A 20012-nucleotide genomic window follows, 5' to 3' on the forward strand; every position below is an offset into this window, starting at 1 on the left:
TCGGCGGCAAGACACCAAAGGGATTTGCCGAGGCCCAGACCCAAACCATTCGATCACCGAATTAGTGAACTTGCACAGCAATGACGACGTTGAAGCCGTTGTGAGCAACGCCTCAGCCCGTGCTCATTGCCGAGGTGATAGGAACGGAATGATCATCGGGACGCGGCGGCAATAGGCGCCGTAGGCGTCTTCGCCGAGTTCCTTCGACAGGAAGACTTCTTCCATTCGGCCCTTCTGCCACATGCCGAGCGAGATCAGGATGGCGCCGAGGATCGCCGTCACCGTGCCGACCGCGATGCCGGTCGCGAGCATGCCGGCGATCAGGCCAGTGTAGATCGGATGACGCACGATGCCATACGGGCCGGTGTCGATGACGCGATGGTCTTCCTTGTGGGTAATGGTGTTCGACCAGAACTTGCCGAGATGAAGGCGTCCCCACCAGGTAAAGGAGATACCGGCGAGCACGACGAGCGCTGCGACGTAGACGCCGGTCTCGCCGAGCACCCACAGCGGCTTCTCGTTCAGCACTTCGGCGGTCCACGGGGTGAACAGGATGCCGCCGATCAGGATCGGCAGGCGATAGCGTTGCGAGTCCAGCGTCATCACCTGCTTCTTGGTGCGGCCCTGCCAGAACGAGGCTCCAACCCAGCTCGCAAGCCAGGCGAGCCAGATCAGCGCCAGGATTTTGGTCGGCCAGGTCGTGGTCCAGCCACCCCAGGCGAAAGAGAGAAGCTTGCTGAAATCAAAAGACATGCGGAAGGTTCTTGCTTTTGGGCTTGGGCTCAGCTCGCGCGGGAGCTGAGCGCGTGGTGCTCGATGCCGGCCGGCGTTTGCAGGCTGCCGCGTGCGAGCAGATGGGTGATGGTTTCGCGCAGCACCGGTTCGACCGGGCGGGGTGCATAGCCGAGTTCGGTGCGCGCCTTGTCGATCGAGAGGTCGCTGGCGGCAAGTGCGATGCGCACGCCCTCGGCCGTGCCGTTGGGCGGCCGGTGCGTGACGTGGTCGGAGATGTATTCGAGCATGATCGCCGAAAGCTCGGCAAGCTTGCCGGGTACTGCGATGGGGTACTGCTTGCGGCCGCTGATCACCGACATCATGCGCAGGATCTGTCCGAGCCGGACGCAGTCACCGCCGAGAATATAGCGCTGGCCGATGCGGCCGCGCTCCATCGCGAGCAGGAGGCCCATGGCGACGTCGCGCACATCGACGAGGTTGACGAGGAAGTTGACGTGCGGCTGCACCTTCTTTTGCAGGAAGTACCACAGCATCGCGGTCGGCGGCGTGAGATCGTGATCGACCGGGCCGATCGGCATGGTCGGTGTGCCGATGACGAGCGGAAAGCCCGCCGCCGCGGCCTTTGCCGCGCAATGTTCGGCGAGCGACTTCGATCGAGTATAGGCGCCCGGCATCGCGTCGGCCGGCTGCAGCGCCTCCTCTGCGGGAACTCCGCTGAGCTGCGAGTAGGGGAACAGGATCGATTCCGTCGAGCAGTGCAGGAAGCGCGACACGCCGCGCAGTTGCGCGGCCGTCAGCACGACCTCGGTGCCGCGGCAATTGACCTCGTGGAAATCCTGCTTGTGGGCGACCCACATGCCGGGCAGGCCGGCGAGGTGATAGACTTGATCGACGCCCGCGAGCGCGCGATCGACGGCCTCGCCGTCGAGCACCGAGCCCGCGACGTAGTCGACATCAGCGCACGGCGCGGCTGGCGACCGCACATCGAGAACGCGCACCCGCTGCCCCCTGGCGCGGAGTGCTTCTACAAGATGATGTCCGATGAAGCCGCTGCCACCGGTAACCAGTACGAGAGCCATGAAGAAGGTTGCTGCTGTTCCGCTCTGGAAACCTATCGGGTTGAAAGGGAGTTGGTCGGAAGAGGCGCGAGAATCGCGGCAAGGTCACGACGAAAACCCAACGCAATGAATAATTTCGCCATTACGAACATCGGTCCAAGTAGAAGATGAGACGGAAAGGTGAACAACGAGGCCTCGCGCCCCTCAAATACCTTGTGGCCGATGGCCTGCGCGGCGAAGCCGAGCGCGACCAGCGTGGCGAAGATCGCCCACATCGTCACAGTGCTGACTTGCGCTGCAATGGTCGTCGCGATTGAAAACAGCACGATCGATACCGCCAGAATGCCGGCCCCGAGCGCCACATCCAGCAGCAGCCAATAGATGAGGACCGGCAAAGCCAGAATCAGCGCAAGGCTGAACTCGAACCCGAACAGCGGGACGTTCACCAGCGTCAGTGGCATTACCGCGCCCGTGAACAGCAAAAGGATACCAATGACATGCATCGCCGTGTTCCGGGGATCGCGATGGTACTCGACATAAACGGCAAGTTGGCGTTGAAAAAAGCCACCCATCTTGGTCTCACTGAGGATGCTGGTCGGAGGAAGCGACAAGCCTATAGCATCTGCTCGTCCCCCGCACAAACCGGCGCATTTGTCGCGCAGAGCAGGTATTCGAGGCGGTGTGCGCGCAAAAAACAGTCAGGGGTTCAAGGGGTTCCGAGCACCGCCGAAATGTGATCGATCAGCGTTTTCTTGCCGGCTTTTTGGCCGGCGCCGCAGGTTTGGGCGCCGCAGGTTGGGCGGCCTGCTCCTCGGGGAGTTTGGCAAGCGTCAGGATCTGCAACTGCCCGTTTGCGGCCGAGGTCGGACGTGCGCGGTCGAGGAATTGCTCCTCGCCAAGGCCGATCGACTGGATGCGCTTGGCGGAGATCTTGAACGTGTTGACTAGCACGTCGCGGATCGCGTCGGCACGGCGCTGGCTCAGGATCGCATTGGCTTCGCGCGTCTTCGAATTGGATTCGACATGGCCCACGATCAAGAAAGTGTAGGGCAGCAGCGACGCATGAACCATCGCATCCGCGGTGCGGCCCACCGTCTGGTAGGACGAAGGCTGGATGATCGGCGTGTCGTCGTCGAACTGGATCGTCGTGTTGAAAGCCGGCAGGCTCGCAAGGTCAGGCGCGATGAGTGGGCGATTCACCGGGCCCGGATCGTTCTTGATCCGCGTCCTCGCCCGCTCCATCACCTGCTGCTTCAGCGCCGCGAGGTCGAGATCGGGCGCCTGCTCGAAATGATTGAGCTTAGCGACGATGTCGTCGCGCGTCGGCGGCGCCGTCTGCGCGCCCACGGGTCCTGTCGCGAGCGCCAGGGCGAGCGCGAGTCCGAGGCCGATCGATTGCAGGGTGAGCCCGGCGGCGCGCATCAGCGATACCCCGCGTCGTCGACCGCCTTCAGGCAGTTGTTGCTGATGCCCTTGGGTGTCGAGATCAGGCAGGGGATCGACTTGCTGGTCTCCTTGGTCGAGCCGCCACACACCTTGACGATTTCGCGCTGGCAGGCGTTCGCCACGGTCACGCGCGCGGCGACCCGCTTCTGGATCGCGTCGAAGGCCGCGAGGTAACCGGTCTGGCACTGCGGTGACAGCACGTCGCGGTTGCGCGACAAGCATTCCTTCAGCCGCGTCGAATCCGGGTTCACGCCGCGGCAATTGGCCACGATCTCCGCACCGCAGCTCTTGGCCAGCATGCCGATGGCATCGCCAAAGCTCATCGTTTCGGCTGCCGCCAGCGACGGCATGCCACATGCAAGTACGGCGAGTGTGATGAAGCCCCGGGCCATGGCCGCATCTGATACGGGGAAGTTCGCCATGGTCAAGGGGCGTGGAGCAAGGAAAGCCGGCGGCGTAACGTCGCCGCAACAGGGGCGGCCTCACGCCCGCTGCACAAAACTGTCCACGACCTTCTTCTCGCCGGCCTTGTCGAACGCGATGGTCAGCTTGTTGCCGTCGATCTTGGCGACACGGCCGTAGCCGAATTTCTGGTGGAAGACGCGGTCGCCAATCGAGAATTCGGACGTCGTGCCGGTCGATTTTGCCACCAGCTCGCCTTCGATCGTCATCGGGCCGCGCCGGCGTGATGAAAAACTGCCGCCGAAATCGGGCGCGGAGGAAAACGACGAGGGCTCTTCCTCGAGGCCGCCGCGGCCGCCGCCGTTGCGGCCACCCTGGCCACGGTTGCGATTGGCCTGGGCGCGCTGCCAGCCCGGCGTCGAATAGCTGGAGCCGAAGGCTTCCATGTCGTCGAAGCGCGAGGCGCCGTAACCGCCGGTGCCACCCCAGGCCGAGCCGCCCTTGGATTCCGTGATCTCGACATTGGCCGCCGGCAATTCGTCGAGGAAGCGCGAGGGAATCGTGGTCGACCAGGTGCCATGGATCCGGCGGTTGGTCGCAAAATAGAGCTTTGCGCGGCGTCGGGCGCGGGTCAGGCCGACATGGCCGAGCCGGCGCTCTTCCTCGAGGCCGGCGCGGCCCTGTTCGTCCAGGGTGCGCTGGCTCGGGAACAGGCCTTCCTCCCAGCCCGGCAGGAACACATTGTCGAATTCGAGCCCCTTGGCCGAATGCAGCGTCATCAGCGACACCGCATCTTCCTCGGCGCCGCCGTCGCGATCCATCACCAGCGAGATGTGCTCGAGGAACCCTTGCAGGTTCTCGAACTCTTCCATCGAGCGCACCAGCTCCTTGAGGTTTTCGAGCCGGCCCGCGGCGTCCGCAGAGCGGTCCTTCTGCCACATCTCGGTATAGCCGCTCTCGTCGAGCACGATCTGGGCGAGATCGGTATGCGAAGTGACCTCGCGCTGGGCGCGCCAGCGATCGAATTGCGTGACGAGATCGCGCAAGGAGCCGCGCGCCTTCGGCTTCAACTCGTCGGTCTCGACCACGGCGCGCGCCGCCTCGAACAGCGGAATGCGGCGCTTGCGGGCATGATCGTGCAGCATCTGCACGGTGGCGTCGCCAAGCCCGCGCTTGGGCGTGTTGACGATGCGCTCGAAGGCGAGATCGTCGGCGGGCGAGTTGATGACGCGCAAATAGGCGAGCGCGTCGCGGATTTCGGCGCGCTCATAGAAGCGCGGGCCGCCGATCACGCGATAGGGCAGGCCGAGCGTGACGAAACGATCTTCGAACTCGCGCATCTGGTAGGACGCGCGGACCAGGATCGCGATCTCGTTGAGCCGTTCGCCCTGGCGCTGGAGCTGCTCGATCTCCTCGCCGATGCCGCGCGCTTCCTCTTCCGAATCCCAGGCACCGGTGACCGTCACCTTCTCGCCATCCTCGTCTTCGGTGCGCAGCGTCTTGCCGAGCCGGCCTTCATTATGCGCGATCAGATGCGAGGCGGCGGCGAGGATGTGGCCGGTCGAGCGATAGTTGCGTTCGAGCCGGATGACCTTGGCGCCGGGAAAATCGTGCTCGAAGCGCAGGATGTTGTCGACCTCCGCGCCGCGCCAGCCATAGATCGACTGGTCGTCGTCGCCGACGCAGCAGATGTTCTTGACGTGGGCCGCAGGAGCAACCGTCATTCCAGGGCGATGCGCAGCATCGAACTCCGGTGCGCAATTGCGCACCTGAGAATCTCGATCCGTGAACTCATCAGGAGATTCCGGGTTCGCGTCTTCGACGCGCCCCGGAATGACGACCTTGGTTGCTGACGGTGCCTGCGACAACAGCCGCAGCCACAGATACTGCGCGACGTTGGTGTCCTGATATTCGTCGACCAGGATGTATTTGAAGCGCTGCTGGTACTGCCGGAGGATATCCGGGTGCTCGCGGAAGATGCGGATGTTCTCCAGCAGCAGGTCGCCGAAATCGGCAGCGTTCAGGATCTTCAGCCGCTCCTGGTAGCTCGCATAGAGCTTGCCGCCCTTGCCGTTGGCGAACATCGCGGCTTCGCCTGACGGCACCTGCGTCGGGCTAAGCCCGCGGTTCTTCCAGCCGTCGATCAGGCCGGCCAGCATGCGCGCCGGCCAGCGCTTGTCGTCGATGTTTTCGGCTTGCAGGAGCTGCTTCAACAGCCGCACCTGATCGTCGACATCGAGCACGGTGAAATTGGACTTGAGCTGCGCCAGCTCTGCGTGCGTCCGCAGGATCCGGCCGCCGATGGAATGGAAGGTGCCGAGCCACGGCATGCCCTCGACCGCCTGTCCCAGCATCTGGCCGAGTCGGTGCTTCATCTCGCGCGCGGCCTTGTTGGTGAAGGTTACCGACAGGATCTCGCCGGGGCGCGCGCGGCCCTGGCTCAGGATATGGGCGATACGCGTGGTGAGCACGCGCGTCTTGCCGGTGCCGGCGCCGGCCAGCACCAGCACCGGGCCGTCCAGCGTCTCCACCGCGTCGCGTTGCTCGGGATTGAGGCCGGTCAGATATTTCGGGCCCACCGAGGCGCGGGCGCGCGCGGCAATGCCGCCGGCCGCGGGCTGGTGGTCGGAAACGTGAGAGGTGATTTTGCTCGGCTCGGTCATGCGAATCAGTGGCCCCACGATGGCACCGCGGGGTGGCGGAAGGGAGCCTTCATAACAGGGATTAGCCCCTATATGGGGCGGCGGCGAGGGGTTTTCCACGTACGCCGAAGGCCGATTTGTTCCTGTCACCTCGGCGAATTTCCGCCCCGCTCAGCCCGGAACCTTCGTTTCGAGGTCGAGATTGTCTGTGCAAACGCGGCGTGGCGCGTAGCTGCGCTGACCGCAGACAAACATCGAGACAGAGGTTTTGACCATGCTTGGCTGGGTTGTGACGTTTCTGGTTATCGCACTGATCGCCGGTATCCTGGGCTTCGGTGGCATCGCCGGCGCATCGATCGAGATCGCCAAGGTCATCTTCTTCATCGCGGTCGTGCTGTTCCTGATCTCGGCCGTGGTTGGATTGGCCCGCGGCCGCACAAGGGTGTAGCGCTAGCGTTTCGAGGGCATCGCGACGTTTCTCCCGATGCCCTCGGGACGCGACACCGCGCTGTGATCCTTGACCACGGACGCGATGTTTTCGCGAATGTCGGCCGGGAAGGGCGCCACTCTTCGCAGGGCCATGTCCATGTGCAGCGACATGTTTTCCGAGGTGGCCGACAGCCAGCCCTCGGTCGCGTGACGCAGCTCCTCGAAAGTGTGCAGCCGCTTGTCGTCGGCTTCCAGCAACCACACCGAGATCTGCACGGGATCGCCGAGATGGATCTCGCGCAGATAGCGCACATGGCACTCGGCAGTGAAGGTCGAGCCGTGACGCTCCTTCATATAGGTCGGCCCGATCCCGAGCTTCAGCCAGAGCTGGTCGATCGCCCGGTCGAACATCACGTTGTAATAGGCCATGTTGAGATGGCCGTTATAGTCAATCCATTGCGGCTCGATCTGCATGATCGAGGAACGGAACGGCTCGGTCTTGTCCTCGGTCGTGGGCGCTGAAGCGGCAGTCTCCGGCATGTTTCCTTCCCTAGCTATGCGTCCGATCGCTTGACTTGACCGGGTATATGTCCTTTGCCACGCTTCTCTGTCGGGAGGAATGTCCGTGGGTATGACCATCACCAATAATCCGCCGCGGCCCGAGCCGAAAGCCCTGGCCAGTGCGCTGGAAGTGCTTACCGTGCGCTTCGGCAATCGCTTCATCACTTCGCAGGCCGTGCGCGAGCAGCACGGTCACACCACGACATGGCTTGCCAATCAGCCGCCGGATGGCGTGGTGATGGCGCAGGAGACCAAAGACATCCAGGACGTGGTGCGGATCTGCGCCAGCAACGGCGTGCCCGTGATTGCGTTCGGCACCGGTACCTCGCTCGAGGGCCAGGTCAATGCGCCGGCCGGCGGCATCTGCATCGACCTGCGCGACATGAACAAGGTGCTCGCCGTGCATGCCGAGGACCTCGACTGCGTGATCGAGCCCGGCGTGACGCGCAAGGCGCTCAACGAGCATCTGCGCGACCAGGGCCTGTTCTTCCCGATCGATCCCGGCGCCGACGCCTCGCTCGGCGGGATGGCCTCGACGCGCGCTTCGGGAACCAATGCGGTGCGCTACGGCACCATCCGTGAGAGCGTACTGGCGCTGAAGGTCGTGCGGGGCGATGGCGAGATCATCACGACCGGCACGCGCGCGAAAAAGTCGTCGGCCGGCTACGATCTGACGCATCTCTTCATCGGCGCCGAAGGCACGCTCGGCATCATCTCGGAGCTCACCATCCGCCTGCGCGGCATCCCCGAGATGATCGCGGCCGGCGCGGTCTCCTTTGAAACGGTGCATGGCGCCTGCCAGGCGGTGATTCTCGCAATCCAGACCGGCATTCCCGTGGCGCGCATCGAACTCCTCAATGCCGCCCAGGTGAGGGCCTGCAACGCCTATTCCAAGCTGACGCTTCCCGAGACGCCGCTGCTGCTGCTCGAATTCCACGGCAGCGAGATCGAGGTTGCCGAGGAGTCCAAGGCATTCGGCGAGATCGCCAAGGACTGCGGCGGCGGTGGTTTCTCCTGGACCACCAAGCCCGAGGACCGCACCAAGCTGTGGCAGGCGCGGCACGATGCCTATTGGTCGGTGAAGGCGCTGCGGCCGGGCGCCGGCGTGGTCGCAACCGACGTTTGCGTGCCGATCTCGCGCCTTGCCGACTGCGTTACCGAGACCGAGGAGGATTTGAAGCGCCTCAACCTGCTGTCGCCGATCGTCGGCCATGTCGGTGACGGCAATTTCCACTGCTCGCTGCTCTGCGACGTCGACGATGCCGACGAGATGGCGCGAGGCGAGGAGTTCATGCATCGCCTGGTCGAGCGCGCGCAGGCAATGGACGGCACCTGCACCGGCGAGCACGGCATCGGCCAGGGCAAGCAGAAGTACCTCAAGGCCGAGCTGGGCCCCGAAGCGCTCGACGCAATGCGGGCGCTGAAGAAGGCGCTCGATCCGCAAAACATCCTCAACCCCGGCAAGATCGTGCCGGTCGACTAGATCGGGCGCGGTCGCGCACCCGGAACTTTTGGTTCCCTCGCTGGTTCCAATTCTCGTCAATTTCCGATGCCTCAAATGCAACGGTATTCGGGAGGATGCGATGTTGCGACCGGTCATGGGAATCGCTGTGATGGTGCTCGCCTGCGCGTTGGCGGGTGCAGCGCTGGCGAGGGGCGGCGGTGGCGGGGGCGGACACGGTGGTGGTGGCGGCCATGGCGGTGGTGGTCGTCCCGGCGGTGGTCATTTCGGCGGTGGTGGTCATTTCGGTGGTGGCGGCCATCACGGTGGTGGTGGCCATTTCGCCGGCCATGGATTTGGACATGTTTACGTTGGTGGTGGCCATCATGGCGGCGGCCCGCGGTTCGCCGGGCATTCATTTGCGCACGCAGGAGTCCAGCATGGCCGCGCAAGTTTCGGCCAGATCCGCAATGCAGCCGTGCATCCCGCCGGTTTCCGCAATGCGCTGAACCTGCATCCCGCAACCTTCCGTAACAGCCGACTGATCAGCAATCCCTTGGCCCGCGCCCAGATCGCAGGAGCCGCCGCGCTGGTCGGCTGGCATGGCGCGGGCAACGGATGGTGGCAGCATCCCGGCGGCTTCTACGGCTGGGTCGGGCCATTGTTCTGGCCCTTCGCCTATTATGATCTGTACGACTATGCGATCTGGGGCGATGGTCTCGGCTTCTGGGGCTATGGCTACCCGGATATCTATGCCGGCATCTTCGGTCCCTATGGCTATGACGGCCTCGCGACCTATCTGCCGCAGCGGCCGTACGGGCGCAGGCATGCGAGAGGCGTTCCGCTCGATCAGCTCTGCGGCAGTGACCGCCGCGAGATTGTCGGGTTGCCGATCGACCAGATCGCGGACGCGGTGCAGCCGACAGACGCGCAAGGCGCCGATCTCGATGCACTCGGCAATGCCTCGATCCAGGCGGCCGAGTTGATCCGCGCGTCCTGTCCGACGCAGGTCGCAGCGACGGCGCCGGGCCGGCTCGCGGCCATGCAGCAGCGCGTCGAGGCGATGGTGAAGGCTGTCGATCTGGTTCAGCCCGCGCTCGACAAATTCTACGGCGCGCTCACCGACGAGCAGAAGGCGCGCTTCAACGCGCTGGCCGAAGACCAGCGCCGAGCGGCCTCAAACAACGCCAATGCATCGCTCGCGCAGAATTGCGGTACGCCTGTCGGGCTCGATTGGCCAGGAGCCGAAATCGAAGCGCGGCTTCACCCCGACGATACCCAGCGCGCCGCGCTGCAAGTGCTCCAGGATACCAGCGCCAAGGTCAGCGCGTCGCTCAAGGCGGCCTGCGAGCCCAGCGACGTGATGACGCCGCCGGCGCGCATGGCCGCGATCCGCAAGCGGCTCGACGTGATGCTCGACGGCGTCAAATCGGTGCGCGCGGCGCTCGAAGATTTCTATGCGACGCTCAATGACGAGCAGAAGGCGCAGTTCGAGGCGATAGGCCCGCGTCGGACGTCCTGAGCGCGCCGCAAGCCAAAGCCGTGGCCGGAAAAACCGCCTCGCAGAGGGCGACGGGGTTCTCTATGCTGGGCGGAGCTGAAGCGCGACAATGCGAAGGCCAGAAGACCACGGGTGGCGGGGCGATGAAGTTGTTCGCAAGGCAAAAGCCGTCCGACGTCTGGGATGAGCCGATCCAGTGGCCGATCGGCGACATCGCGGCTGCCGATCGTATCCGCAACATCTGCCAGTCCGCGTCCGCAAGCGCCGAACTGATCGGTGGCCCCGCCGACCACGGCGGAAAATCGCTCGAGAAACAGCGCAAGTGCGAAAGCGAGCGTTATGAACGCGCGGCGCGCGTTGCGATGGAGATCGCGATGAAGATCTCGGACGACCTGATGCGCGACGACGCCGTCCGCCACATCATCGATCTCTGCATGAAGGCGGGCGACATCAAAACCGCGCATATCCTCTATCGCGCGATCCACGCGAACTGGATTCGGGAGGCCGCGCAAAAGGACTATCCGGCGCTCGGGCAGTGATGGCCCTTATTTGGCGAGCGTGACGACGGCCTCATGCACGCTGTGAAAGACGTGGTTTCTCGGCAGGATGTCGAACAGCGCAAAGCGTTCGAACGCTTTCTGCGCCCGCACCGATTCCAGCCGTGCCACTGCGACGGTGACGCCCTGCTCACTGCATGCCCTGAAGATCTCGAGCAGGGCCTGCGCAGCAGTGAAGTCGATCTCGACCATGCCGCTTGCTTCCAGCACCAGCAGCTTCGGCGTCGAGTCCTTCAAGAGATCCGCCACGTCGTTGCGGAAACTTGGAGCATTGAGAAATGACAGCGGCGCCTGCAATCCGATCACGGCGACGTCGGGCAAGCGCTCGCCCGCGATATGCGGATGCGCCGGCCACCAGATCGTGGTGCCCGGCACGCGATCGAACTCGATGAGCCTTGCGCGGGTCGTACTCCAGATGCCGTGCAGGAGCGACAGCACGATGCCAAGGAACGCGCCCTGCTGGATCGGCAGCACGATGATCAGCGCGGCAGTGGCCAGGATCAGCAGGAACTCGCTGAACGACTGACGATAGATCGTGGCGATCTGCGTCACGCGGATGATCCGCAGCGCCACGAACAGCAGGATGCCGCCGAGCGCCGCGTCGGGCACGTGCTGCAGCAGCCCGGTGCCGAAGGCGAGCAGTGCCAGCACGATCAGCGCTGCGGCAAGGCCCGACAGTTGCGACTGTCCACCGGTCTCGACCACGATGCCCGTGCGCGGCGGGCTCGCATTCACCGGAAAGGCGCCGAACACGCCCGCGAGCAGGCTGCCGGCGCCGGCGCCGAGAAAATCGCGGTCGACGTCGGCGGGCTTGTCGGGATCGGAGGGAAACGATCGCGTCGTCGCCGCGGTCTGAACCATCACGACGACGGAGATCACGAAGGCCAGCGGAACGAGGCGCACCCACGCCTCGGGCGCAAGGTTCGGCAAGGTCGGCATCGGCAGCGTGCCCGGGACAGTGCCGACCACCTTTACGCCTTTGGCTTCGAGCCCGGCCCCGATCACCGCGAGCGTCGCGCCGACAAGTCCGATCAGCGCGCCGGGGATCTTGGGGCTGATCGTTTCTGCGAGGAAGACGACGGCGAGCACGCCGAAGCCGATAAAGATCGTGTAGGGATTGGACCGGCCGAGCTCGCGCGCCAGCGTGCCGATGCGATCGAGCGTCGGTCCATTGGGCGCTTCCACGCCGAGCACGCCCGGCAATTGCGAGACGATGATGTGGACTGAGATGCCGGCGAGGAAGCCGATCATCACCGGCACCGACAATAGATTTGCGATGCCCCCGAGGCGGAAGATGCCGCTCGCGACCAGCATCGCGCCGACCATCAGCGCGAGCGCGATCGCGAGCGACTGATATTCCGGCGAGCCGGTCGCGGCTACCGCGGCAAGGCCGCCGGCGAATATCGGCGTGATGGTCGAATCGGCACCGCAGGACAGGAAGCGGTTACTGCCCAGCAGCGCGAAGCCGAGCGAGCCTGCCATGAAGGCAAAGAAGCCGATCTGCGGCGCGAAGCCGCCGAGGCGTGCGGTCGCCATCTGCTCGGGGATGGCGATCGCCGCGAGCGTCAGGCCCGCCATCAGGTCTCCCGGCAACGAATAGGACGCAAGCGACCGGAACAGCGGCCATGATTTGGCAGTGGGAGCGTCGTGCGCCATCAGTTCGAATCCCCGGACGACAATATTTCCGGCATCAAACTACAGCATCGCCCGTGCAGCAAATGGAGGAAATGTTCGACGCAACATGAAATGCCCGCAGGCACATTGTGCACCTGCGGGCATTCCTTTCCAGCTCGGGCGACAGCCTTAGTACCCGCGGTCGCCGTGGTTCATCTCGCCACCGCGGCCGCCGCCCATTCCGATGCCGAGGCCGATTCCGACGCCGATGCCAATGCCTTGCATGATGGCGCCGGGTGGTGGGCCGCGGTCCGGTGGTGGTGGCGGCGGACGGCGATCGACCACGACCTCAACCGGCGGCGGCCTGCGCTTGGGCGTGTCGACGACTTTCCTCTTTGGCGGCGTGTCGTCGACGCGCTTCTTGATGATCGGCGCGACGACCGGGTTGATCGGCGTTGCCGGCGTTGGCGGCGTCGAGCACGGACAGGTCGGCGCCATCGCGACGGCGACCGGCACTGCGGCGGCCGCAGCCGTCGGTCCGTAGTTGCGGTTCTGCACGCGGAGCAGAAGCCTGCGCGCGGTTGCCGCGAGGTCGCTGTTGCCCCAATTGGTGAGATAAGTCTCGTACGAGGCGCGGGTGTTGATCGCGACCGCCAGCTCCCAGGCCAGCATCTGGCGCCGGCGCTCCAGGATCGTGCGCAGGCGCGGCGTGTAGGAGGCCTGTGCGAACAGCTCGACATAGGCCTGATATGCGGCGACGGTGTCGTCGGCGATCACGAGATCATAGGCGACCTTTGGCTCCTTGCCGCGCAGCTCCTGGCGCCAGTCCTCGACGGTGCGGCCCGCGCTGGCCAGCGCGGACGAACCAGTCCCGGGAGCGGAAGGCTGCTGCCCGCTGCTGTCGCCGAAGAACTTGAAGTCGGCCGTCAGCGACGAGCTTTCCCACGGGATCTGCCGGCCGTCCGTCGACTGGGCGACGGCAATGCGGATGCGCTTGAAGACTTCCTCGATCGGCAGGTTCGGCTGCTTGGCGATCGTCAGCGCCGCCATGGTGTAGGGGCTGTCGATGCCGGAGCCGTCCTCGGCTTCCGCGCCGGGCGAGGTCGAGTAGGAAATGAATGAGCCGGGGGCGCCGGCCTTGGTGTCGACGATCGCAAGCCCGTGACCTGCGCCGCTGAGCGCCGGGAAGGGATTGTTGCGGCAGGCATCGAGCATGAAAATGCGCGCACGCGTCGGCAGTGCGCCGAGCGTGTTGAGCAGGTCGTTGAGCCGCACGCCCTGTAGGGGAATGTCGGCCTCGCGCTTCGGATCGAGATCGACCGGCACCAGATAGTTCTCGCCGTCGATCTGCAAGCCGTGACCGGCATAGAACACCAGCGCGACGGCGTCGGCGCCGCTGGCGCTGACCTTGCCGGCGAAATCGCTGATCGCCTGGCGCATCTCGTTCTGGGCGAGATTGGGTGCGGTCGTGACATCGAAGCCGGCATTGCCGAGCAGCTCCGTCATGCCCTTGGCGTCGTTGGCGGCGTTGGGCAGTTCCGGAACCGCACGATAGGCGGACTGGCCGATTACGAGCGCGAGTCGCGTTTCGGCGGAGGCGTCCGTCAGTGTGATGAGCTGAGAAAGAACGAGAAGGCTGGATGCAAGAAGCCAATTGCAAAGGGCCGGACGGCGCATGGTGTCACCTCCATCGGCAATGCGCGCGAGGGTGAGAGCTTTTCTAGCCGCGTGCCATGATGGAGTCTGTGCGCCAGCTCACTCTGGGATGTGCGGCAAATTGGGCAGTTCTCCCGGCGGGAGATGCCCCTTGCCCTGGTGCCGTCGTCAGAACAGGCCGCAATCCCAGGGGGGGTCCGGCGAAAAGCGTGCCGCCAGGAAATCGATGAAGGCGCGGACCTTCGCTGGCGGCCGCCGATCCGGCAGATAGACCGCATGCACCGCCGACGACCGGACCTCCGGCTGGTCGAGCTTCAGTGCCACCAGGGTCCCGGCCCGGAGATCATCGGCGACGATGAAGGTCGGCTGCCGAGCAAGACCAAGGCCGGCGAGGCTCGCGGCCCGCAGTGCATCGCCATTGTTGGCGCGGAGGTTGCCGTTGACCTGGACGCGGATCTCGCCGTCCGCGCCGAACAGCCACTCGGCGGCACTCGCCTGCTGCGACAGTGTGTAGCCAAGGCAGTTATGGGCGGCGAGGTCGGCAACGGTGCGCGGAGTGCCGTATTTGGCAAGATAAGACGGCGCGGCACAGACCACGAGACGGTTCGGTGCCAGCCGCCGCGCCACCATGCTGGAGTCGCGTAAGCGCCCGATGCGGATCGCGAGATCCCAACCTTCCTCGGCGAGATCGACCAGCCGGTCGTTGAGGCCGAGCTCGGTCGTGACCTTCGGATAGCGTTCGGCAAAATCACCGAGCAGCGGGGCGATCTGTCGTGTGCCGAACACCACCGGTACGTTGACGCGGAGCAGCCCGCGCGGCTCGACCCGTTCGGCGGCGACCGCGGCGTCGGCGGTTTCCATGTCAGCCAGGATGCGCTCGGAGGATTCGAGATAGCTGCGCCCTGCCTCCGTGATGGACAGCCGGCGCGTGGTGCGATGGAACAGCTTGATGCCGAGCCGGCCTTCGAGCGACGCAACGTGTTTGGTGACCATGGTCTGCGACAGACCCATCGCGCGCGCGGCGCCGGACAGGCTGCCGACCGCCGCCACCTTGGCGAAGACTTCCAGGCTGGTCAGGCGGTCGAGCAACGATCTCACTCTCTGAGTGTGAACTATTGTTCCAAAATAGCAGATTATCGCCGAATTGAGAATAGATCATAAGGCCGGCAATCGAAGGAGACCGCTATGATCGATTCCCGTACCGCGCCCTATGCGGCGCTGGTGTTGCGCGTGACACTGGGTGCGCTGTTTCTTGCCCATGCCGCATTGAAGTTTTTCGTCTTTACCCCTGCCGGGACCGCAAAGTTCTTCGGCAGCCTCGGCTTTCCGCCCGAGCTCGCCTACCTCGTGATGACGGTTGAGGTGCTGAGCGGAGTCGCCCTGATCCTCGGGGTCTGGACCCGCTACGCCGCGCTCGCCGGCATTCCGATCCTGCTCGGCGCCATCTTCACCGTGCACGGCGCCGCCGGTTTCTTCTTCACCAACCCCAAGGGGGGCTGGGAATATCCCGCTTTCTGGGCCATCGCGCTGCTTGCGCAGGCGCTGCTCGGCGACGGCGCCTATGCGCTTCGCCCCTCGCGCCAGAACGACGCGGTCGGCCAGTTGAGCGGCGCGCATTCGCGCTGACGCCCGTAAGGTCTGATCAAGAGAAAGGCTGCGGGATCGCCTCCGCAGCCTTTTCTCGTTTCGTAGCGCGCAATGGCGAAGGCCGAGCGCAATCAATATGACTTCTGCATCGATCCATACCTGAATTGGATCGATAGGCTTTTGCCGGATCAAGAAGCGTGGCACTCGTCGTGCCGCCGTGCCGCGTGCCGGAAACACCGGCAAGCGCAGGCTTTTGCCTGCCGTTCCACCCATGCGCTCGCCATCGCGGCGCTCGTGCGACGATGCTCCCGCTACCCTTGCCTGACTTGTCGCTTTGGCCCTACAGTCAATGAAACGGCTGCGGCAACGACCGCGGCACAAATAAAAAACGCTTGGGGAGAGAGCACAATGACCTCAGTGCCAGTGAGCCGTCGCGCGTTCATCAAATCCTCGACGGCGATAACCGCCGGCCTCTTATTCTCTCCCGCCATCATCGGCCGCGCCGAAGCCGCGACATTGAAGCTGAAATGCTCCTCGTCGCTGCCGAACGATCCAAAATATGCCAACGGCCGTGTCTACTACGACAATCTGGTCAAGCAGCTGAAGGCCAACGGGCTCGGTGAACAGGTCGAGGTCGCGTTCTTCCCCGACAACCAGCTCGGCCAGGAAATCGACGTCATCAATTCGGTGAAGCTCGGCGTCATTGATCTCATGGTGTCGGGCTCGTCGATCTCGGCCAATCTGGTGCCGCTCGTTGGCACCTTCGACCTCGGCTATCTCTTTGCGAGCTTCCCGCAGCAGACCAAGGCGTTCGATGCCGGCGCCGCCAAGCCGATCGAGGATGCGCTGCTCAAGGGCGCCAACATCCGCATCATCGCCTGGGCCTATAATTTCGGCTCGCGCAGCGTGCTGGCGAAGAAGCCGGTGAAGACGCCCGAGGATCTCGCGGGCCTGAAGATCAGGACGTTGCCCAATCCCGTCATCACTGAATGCCTGCGGCTGATGGGAGCTGCGGCAACGCCGCTGGCGTTCGGCGAAATCTACACGGCGCTGCAGGCCGGCGTGCTCGACGGGCTCGAGCACGACCCGCCGACCATCCTGGCCAGCAAGTTCTTCGAAACGGCAAAGTTCTATGCGCTGACGCAGCACAACTTCTCGCCGCTTGCGATCTACTTCAGTGACATGACCTACAACCGCATGGATGCGAAGCTGCGCGACGGTTTTCTCGATGCCGCGAAGAAGGCCGCGGCTGACACGCGTTCGCACGGACTCGCCGTCGAGAAGGAAGCTCTAGCGGCGCTCACCGAGAAGGGCGTCACGGTCGCCGAATGCGACCGCGAGGCGTTCAGGAAGCGCGTCATGCCGCAGACCGATAACTTCATCAAGGCGCGGCCCGAATCCAAGCCCGTCATCGACATGATCCGCGCGACCCAGGCCTGAGATGACGATGACAGCCGCCGCGTCCCTCTCAGGCGGCCGCCGCGGGAGCATCACCCTTCTGCTGCGCGTGAGCGACACTATCGCGGCCATCTTGCTGGCCGCCGACCTCGTGGTGGTCTGCGTCTCTGTGCTGCTGCGCTTCCTCTTCAATGCACCGGTCGAATGGTCCGACGACGTCGCGCGCGGCCTGATGGTCGGATCGGCCTTCTTTGGCGCGGCGAGCGCGCTTGCGCGCGGCGAGAATGTCGGCGTTTCCTTTTTCCGCGACATGCTGGCTCCGCGGCTGCGCGCGCTGGTCGATGCCGCGAGCGCGCTGCTGATCGTGCTGATCTCGGCCTACGTCGCCTACAACGCCATCAAGCTGGGGACGCTGACCACGGGTCAGACCACGGGATCCGGGCTGCCGCTCGAGCTGACGTTCTACCCGATGGGCGTCGGCGCGCTGTTCATGACGGTGTTCGCGATCGATCAACTCTGCGCAAGGCCGCTGTCCGAGATCGCCAAGGGCCTCGTCGCGATCATCGTGGTCACCAGTCTCTATCTCGCCTGGGACGCGCTGCTGCCCGCGTCGGTGCCGTCATCAGGCACGCTGATGCTGATCGGCTTCTTCGTCACGCTGTTCGGCGGCCTGCCGATCGGCTTTGCGCTGGCGCTGGCGGCGTTGATCTTCATCTGGGTGGAGGGCGCGCTGCCCGGCGTCATCTTCGCCCAGCAGATGGCGCGCGGCATCGACAATTTCGTGCTGCTCGCGATCCCCTTCTTCATCCTGGTCGGCTACCTCATGGAAGCCAACGGCATGTCGGTGCGCCTGATCGAGCTGTTGCAGCGCGCGGTCGGCCGCATGCGCGGCGGCCTCAACGTCGTGATGGTGACCTCGATGGTGCTGTTCTCCGGCATCTCCGGTTCGAAGATGGCCGATGTCGCCGCCGTCGGCTCCGTGCTGATCCCGGCGGCGCGCCGCTCGCGGCAGAATCCGGGAGGTGCCGTGGCGTTGCTCGCGGCTTCCGCGGTGATGGCCGAGACGATTCCGCCCTGCATCAACCTGATCATCCTCGGTTTCGTCGCAAACCTCTCGATCGGCGGGTTGTTTATGGCGGGCCTGCTGCCGGCGGCTCTGATGGCGCTGGTGCTGATCGCCGTGTCCATCATCTTCGGCAAGCCGCCGGCGGCGACCGAGGACGCCGAGGCGCAGATCCCGGTGTCCGGCCTGTGGAGCGGTGCGATCGCATCCTTCGGCCTGATCTTCATGATCTTCACCGGCTTCAAGACCGGCTTTGCCACCGCGACCGAGATCTCCGCCTTCGCCGCGGCCTATGCCATCCTGGTCGGCAGCCTCGTGTTCCGCGAGCTCACGCTGAAAGCCGCCGCGCATAGTTTCGTGCAGGCGGCGACGCGCGCCGGGCTCGTGCTGTTCATCGTCGCCGCCGCGCAGTCCCTCGCCTTCACGCTGACCCTGCAGCAGGTCCCGCACGCGGTCGGTGAGTTCATGCTGGGCCTGTCCGAGACCTCTGGCGTCTGGCTGTTCATGCTGCTCGCGATCCTCGTGCTGATCGTGATGGGCTCGGTGCTGGAGGGTGCGGCCGCGCTGATCATTTTCGGGCCGCTGCTCTTGCCGGTCGCGGTGCAGCTCGGCATCGATCCCCTGCATTTCGGCGTGGTGCTGGTCATCGCGATGGGCATCGGCCTGTTCGCGCCACCGCTCGGGCTCGGTCTGTACGGCGCCTGCCTGATCGGCAATGTGCCGATCGAGCGGACGGTGAAGCCGATCATGGGCTATCTTGGGCTGTTGATGCTCTGCCTGCTCGTGATCGCCTTCGTGCCGTCGATCTCGACGGCGCTGCCGCGCGCGTTCGGCTATTAGAGGAGTTGTCGCCGTGAAGGTTCTGCTGGCTCACACGCCGGAGATGCGCAGCAATTATTACGGCGAGCGCAGCCTGAGAGGCTTGCAGGCGCTGGCCGAGGTGATCCTGCACGAAGGCGAGGCGCCACTCGATGCCGCCGGCCTCGTCCGCGTTGCCAAAGACGCCGACATCATCGTGGCCGACCGCATGACCGAGGCGCGCGGCGAGATCTTTACGCAATTGCCTCGCCTCCGCGCCTTCGTCCGCTGCGCCGTCGACATCCGCAACGTCGATGTCGAGGCCGCTTCAAGGGCTGGCGTGCTGGTGACACGCGCCGGTCCCGGCTTCGTGCAGGCGGTGGCCGAGCTCGCGCTCGGCTTCATGGTCGATCTCTCGCGCGGCGTGTCGCGAACCACGGCGGATTATCAGGCGGGCCGCAAGGTAGAGGCGCGGATGGGGCGTCAGCTCGCCGGCAGCAAGCTCGGCATCATCGGCTTCGGCAGCATCGGACGTTATCTCGCCGAAATCGCAAAGGTGCTGCGCATGGAGGTGCTGGTCGCCGATCCCTTCGTGACGATCAGCGATGCCGCGATCAGGCACGTCCCGCTCGACGAACTCCTGGCGGCATCCGACTATGTCGCCTGCCTCGCCATCGCCAACGAGCAGACGGAAAATCTGATCGGCGCGTCGGCGCTGTCGCGCATGCAGCGGCATGCCGTCTTCATCAATCTTTCGCGCGGCAATCTCGTCGACGAGGGGGCGCTTGCGGCAGCGCTGCGCGAGAGGCGCATCGCAGGCGCCGCAATGGACGTCGGCCTCGCGCCGGACCAGATGCCGTCGCCGGAGCTGGCACGGCTGCCCAACGTCATCGCCACGCCGCATGTGGGCGGCCTGACGCCGCAGGCAATCGAATATCAGTCGCTGGAAACGGTCCGCCAGGTCGAGGCGATCATCAGGGGCGAGGTCCCGCCGGGCGCGGTCAATGCCGAACGCTGGATCCGCCGCCCGTGAAGAGCGCCTGAGCCGGGCAGTACTCATAGTGACGCCGATGTCGGCTCCTGGCAGTCAAGCGAAGCATTCCCGCTCATGCCCTGGATTGGGC

18 protein-coding genes are annotated in these 20012 nt (G+C 64.9%); 8 read left to right on the top strand and 10 right to left on the bottom strand.

What is annotated here, in order from left to right; genetic code table 11:
- Nucleotides 1-123: 123 nt before the first annotated feature.
- The 6 genes from Q3C01_RS04420 to Q3C01_RS04445 all read right to left on the bottom strand — a co-directional run bounded on the left by Q3C01_RS04420 (nucleotide 124) and on the right by Q3C01_RS04445 (nucleotide 6304).
- On the bottom strand, nucleotides 124-753 hold the full coding sequence (locus tag Q3C01_RS04420; RefSeq protein WP_458144110.1) for a methyltransferase family protein: 630 nt from the start codon (nucleotides 751-753) through the stop codon (nucleotides 124-126).
- A gap of 29 nt (nucleotides 754-782) precedes the next feature.
- Nucleotides 783-1814: an NAD-dependent epimerase/dehydratase family protein gene (locus Q3C01_RS04425; protein ID WP_458144111.1), complete on the bottom strand. Its 1032-nt coding sequence runs from the start codon at nucleotides 1812-1814 to the stop codon at nucleotides 783-785.
- A gap of 32 nt (nucleotides 1815-1846) precedes the next feature.
- Nucleotides 1847-2365, bottom strand: a complete 519-nt coding sequence (locus Q3C01_RS04430) for an Mpo1 family 2-hydroxy fatty acid dioxygenase (RefSeq protein ID WP_458144112.1) — start codon at nucleotides 2363-2365, stop codon at nucleotides 1847-1849.
- Nucleotides 2366-2534: 169 nt separating this feature from the next.
- Nucleotides 2535-3215, bottom strand: coding sequence for an OmpA family protein (locus Q3C01_RS04435; RefSeq protein WP_458144113.1), 681 nt, complete (start codon nucleotides 3213-3215; stop codon nucleotides 2535-2537).
- Nucleotides 3215-3631, bottom strand: coding sequence for a hypothetical protein (locus Q3C01_RS04440; RefSeq protein WP_458144114.1), 417 nt, complete (start codon nucleotides 3629-3631; stop codon nucleotides 3215-3217). The genes Q3C01_RS04435 and Q3C01_RS04440 overlap by 1 nt, the downstream gene beginning before the upstream one ends.
- A 90-nt stretch (nucleotides 3632-3721) precedes the next feature.
- Entirely contained in the window at nucleotides 3722-6304 is a 2583-nt protein-coding gene (locus tag Q3C01_RS04445; protein WP_458144115.1) for an ATP-dependent helicase, read from the bottom strand.
- Nucleotides 6305-6557: 253 nt separating this feature from the next.
- On the opposite strand from Q3C01_RS04445, the gene Q3C01_RS04450 reads away from it, so the two are divergent.
- Nucleotides 6558-6731 (top strand): DUF1328 domain-containing protein, encoded by a 174-nt coding sequence (locus tag Q3C01_RS04450; RefSeq protein ID WP_027522311.1) that lies wholly within the window; start codon nucleotides 6558-6560, stop codon nucleotides 6729-6731.
- A 2-nt stretch (nucleotides 6732-6733) separates the two neighbouring features.
- Here the strand turns inward: Q3C01_RS04450 and Q3C01_RS04455 are convergent, their stop codons facing one another.
- Nucleotides 6734-7252, bottom strand: coding sequence for a thioesterase family protein (locus Q3C01_RS04455; protein ID WP_458144116.1), 519 nt, complete (start codon nucleotides 7250-7252; stop codon nucleotides 6734-6736).
- 85 nt (nucleotides 7253-7337) lie between these two features.
- Here Q3C01_RS04455 and Q3C01_RS04460 point away from each other — a divergent pair, with 85 nt between their 5' ends.
- The 3 genes from Q3C01_RS04460 (at nucleotide 7338) to Q3C01_RS04470 (ending at nucleotide 10754) form a co-directional block, all read left to right on the top strand.
- Nucleotides 7338-8756: an FAD-binding oxidoreductase gene (locus Q3C01_RS04460; protein WP_458144117.1), complete on the top strand. Its 1419-nt coding sequence runs from the start codon at nucleotides 7338-7340 to the stop codon at nucleotides 8754-8756.
- 100 nt (nucleotides 8757-8856) lie between these two features.
- Entirely contained in the window at nucleotides 8857-10236 is a 1380-nt protein-coding gene (locus tag Q3C01_RS04465) for a Spy/CpxP family protein refolding chaperone (protein WP_458144118.1), read from the top strand.
- 122 nt (nucleotides 10237-10358) lie between these two features.
- A complete protein-coding gene (locus Q3C01_RS04470) occupies nucleotides 10359-10754 on the top strand; it encodes a hypothetical protein (RefSeq protein WP_458144119.1) in 396 nt (131 codons plus the stop codon).
- Between the two features lie 6 nt (nucleotides 10755-10760).
- Here the strand turns inward: Q3C01_RS04470 and Q3C01_RS04475 are convergent, their stop codons facing one another.
- From Q3C01_RS04475 to Q3C01_RS04485, 3 genes are all read right to left on the bottom strand, one after another.
- Nucleotides 10761-12428 (bottom strand): SulP family inorganic anion transporter, encoded by a 1668-nt coding sequence (locus tag Q3C01_RS04475; protein ID WP_458144120.1) that lies wholly within the window; start codon nucleotides 12426-12428, stop codon nucleotides 10761-10763.
- A gap of 147 nt (nucleotides 12429-12575) precedes the next feature.
- A complete protein-coding gene (locus tag Q3C01_RS04480; protein ID WP_458144121.1) occupies nucleotides 12576-14063 on the bottom strand; it encodes a caspase family protein in 1488 nt (495 codons plus the stop codon).
- Between the two features lie 147 nt (nucleotides 14064-14210).
- Nucleotides 14211-15131 (bottom strand): LysR family transcriptional regulator, encoded by a 921-nt coding sequence (locus Q3C01_RS04485; RefSeq protein ID WP_458144122.1) that lies wholly within the window; start codon nucleotides 15129-15131, stop codon nucleotides 14211-14213.
- A gap of 96 nt (nucleotides 15132-15227) precedes the next feature.
- On the opposite strand from Q3C01_RS04485, the gene Q3C01_RS04490 reads away from it, so the two are divergent.
- The 4 genes from Q3C01_RS04490 (at nucleotide 15228) to Q3C01_RS04505 (ending at nucleotide 19921) form a co-directional block, all read left to right on the top strand.
- Nucleotides 15228-15668 (top strand): DoxX family protein, encoded by a 441-nt coding sequence (locus tag Q3C01_RS04490; RefSeq protein WP_458144123.1) that lies wholly within the window; start codon nucleotides 15228-15230, stop codon nucleotides 15666-15668.
- Between the two features lie 369 nt (nucleotides 15669-16037).
- Complete coding sequence (locus Q3C01_RS04495) at nucleotides 16038-17069, top strand: TRAP transporter substrate-binding protein (protein WP_458144124.1); 1032 nt, start codon at nucleotides 16038-16040, stop codon at nucleotides 17067-17069.
- Between the two features lie 7 nt (nucleotides 17070-17076).
- Nucleotides 17077-18930: a TRAP transporter large permease gene (locus Q3C01_RS04500; protein WP_458144125.1), complete on the top strand. Its 1854-nt coding sequence runs from the start codon at nucleotides 17077-17079 to the stop codon at nucleotides 18928-18930.
- 13 nt (nucleotides 18931-18943) lie between these two features.
- Nucleotides 18944-19921, top strand: a complete 978-nt coding sequence (locus tag Q3C01_RS04505; RefSeq protein WP_458144126.1) for a hydroxyacid dehydrogenase — start codon at nucleotides 18944-18946, stop codon at nucleotides 19919-19921.
- Nucleotides 19922-20012: the final 91 nt, after the last annotated feature.

The sequence above is a fragment of the Bradyrhizobium sp. UFLA05-109 genome, from assembly GCF_054185165.1.

Coding starts and splice junctions, on each gene's coding strand:
- Q3C01_RS04470 (WP_458144119.1), top strand. CDS start 10,359: ATGAAGTTGTTCGCAAGGCAAAAGCCGTCCGACGTCTGGGATGAGCCG.
- Q3C01_RS04475 (WP_458144120.1), bottom strand. CDS start 12,428: ATGGCGCACGACGCTCCCACTGCCAAATCATGGCCGCTGTTCCGGTCG.
- Q3C01_RS04455 (WP_458144116.1), bottom strand. CDS start 7,252: ATGCCGGAGACTGCCGCTTCAGCGCCCACGACCGAGGACAAGACCGAG.
- Q3C01_RS04465 (WP_458144118.1), top strand. CDS start 8,857: ATGTTGCGACCGGTCATGGGAATCGCTGTGATGGTGCTCGCCTGCGCG.
- Q3C01_RS04490 (WP_458144123.1), top strand. CDS start 15,228: ATGATCGATTCCCGTACCGCGCCCTATGCGGCGCTGGTGTTGCGCGTG.
- Q3C01_RS04495 (WP_458144124.1), top strand. CDS start 16,038: ATGACCTCAGTGCCAGTGAGCCGTCGCGCGTTCATCAAATCCTCGACG.
- Q3C01_RS04420 (WP_458144110.1), bottom strand. CDS start 753: ATGTCTTTTGATTTCAGCAAGCTTCTCTCTTTCGCCTGGGGTGGCTGG.
- Q3C01_RS04480 (WP_458144121.1), bottom strand. CDS start 14,063: ATGCGCCGTCCGGCCCTTTGCAATTGGCTTCTTGCATCCAGCCTTCTC.
- Q3C01_RS04435 (WP_458144113.1), bottom strand. CDS start 3,215: ATGCGCGCCGCCGGGCTCACCCTGCAATCGATCGGCCTCGGACTCGCG.
- Q3C01_RS04425 (WP_458144111.1), bottom strand. CDS start 1,814: ATGGCTCTCGTACTGGTTACCGGTGGCAGCGGCTTCATCGGACATCAT.
- Q3C01_RS04440 (WP_458144114.1), bottom strand. CDS start 3,631: ATGGCCCGGGGCTTCATCACACTCGCCGTACTTGCATGTGGCATGCCG.
- Q3C01_RS04450 (WP_027522311.1), top strand. CDS start 6,558: ATGCTTGGCTGGGTTGTGACGTTTCTGGTTATCGCACTGATCGCCGGT.
- Q3C01_RS04445 (WP_458144115.1), bottom strand. CDS start 6,304: ATGACCGAGCCGAGCAAAATCACCTCTCACGTTTCCGACCACCAGCCC.
- Q3C01_RS04430 (WP_458144112.1), bottom strand. CDS start 2,365: ATGGGTGGCTTTTTTCAACGCCAACTTGCCGTTTATGTCGAGTACCAT.
- Q3C01_RS04500 (WP_458144125.1), top strand. CDS start 17,077: ATGACAGCCGCCGCGTCCCTCTCAGGCGGCCGCCGCGGGAGCATCACC.